The organism is Bradyrhizobium genomosp. III (assembly GCF_000261705.1).
In the GTDB taxonomy this organism is placed as follows: domain Bacteria; phylum Pseudomonadota; class Alphaproteobacteria; order Rhizobiales; family Xanthobacteraceae; genus Bradyrhizobium; species Bradyrhizobium ottawaense.
Window position 1 is genome coordinate 1 of the sequence record NZ_AJQF01000095.1, and the last position, 983, is coordinate 983.

Sequence of the window (983 nt, forward strand, 5' to 3'; positions counted from 1 at the left end):
CGCCTGAGCGCGCGCCCTGCGCTCTGGCGAATAGCGGGTACAAAGGCAATATTCGCCGCAATCCCGCCATTTTCCGCGCGATAGCCGCCGCAATATTGCCGGTTGAAACTGGGAAATTGTGGAAAGTCGGGGGTGATTCGCTCGCGCTTTGAAGGATTTAGACCATGATACGGGCGTCCGGCACGGCAGGCTTTCAGGGCCATCCCGCTACCGTCGCGTCTTCCCGGCTGACCAACGCGGTCGCGGCCTCGCTTGCCGTCGCCGCGCTCTCGCTGTGCCTGATCGTCACCCTGACGGTGCTGTCGACCAAGGCGACCATGGCGATGGGCCTGCCGGTCTGATTCCCGTTTCATCCTGGTCCAGCCTTCAAGGCGCCGCGTGCCCCGCGCCTTCAGGCATCGCGACAGGACGTCGATGAAATCACCCGTGGTAGTCGTTGCAATCACACTGACTGCGGCCATTTTGGTCGCGGCGTCGCTGTTGATTGTCGTCACGCGCAAGGGCCCGGGGATTTCGACGCTGAATGCGCCGGCGCTGCAACAGCCCCTCAAGCACACCCACTTGGTCTAAAATCATCCGAAAACCTGAAGCTTGCACGCAAGCGGGCCTTAAACACACCGCGGGAAAACGTATCGCGGTGACGCAACGATCAGTCAGTGTTGCGACGTTACCTCGTTCGGGAGTAGCGAGACGGGTCCATGCGGTTCGGATGGCGTGCGATCTCCGGTCCGGTGCTGACGGCAGCAACCCTGCTGCTGGCGATGCTTTTCGATCGCTTTCTCCCCACTACCTCGCCCGTTCCGCTGCTCGTCGGCATCGTGGCGCTCGCCGGCGCACTGTCGGGTCTCGCCTCCGCCGTCACCAGCGCGGCCGTCGCGGTGATCGGTGCGGCGCTGCTCCTCCTCGGCCGCCACGGTGTTTCCGGCTTGACCATCACCGATCTGGTCCAACTCGGCCTGCTGGCGATCACGGCTGCCGCCACC

Annotated in this window: 2 protein-coding genes and 1 pseudogene; all 3 read left to right on the forward strand. The window is 63.8% G+C overall.

The annotated features are described in order from the left end of the window. The first annotated feature begins 164 nt into the window (after nt 1-164). A complete protein-coding gene (locus IC66_RS47650) occupies nt 165-341 on the forward strand; it encodes a hypothetical protein (RefSeq protein WP_018318299.1) in 177 nt (58 codons plus the stop codon). A 73-nt stretch (nt 342-414) separates the two neighbouring features. After that, entirely contained in the window at nt 415-570 is a 156-nt protein-coding gene (locus IC66_RS47655; protein ID WP_179880022.1) for a hypothetical protein, read from the forward strand. Nucleotides 571-698: 128 nt separating this feature from the next. After that, a pseudogene (locus IC66_RS0109320) lies at nt 699-983 on the forward strand (hypothetical protein); the annotation flags it as partial.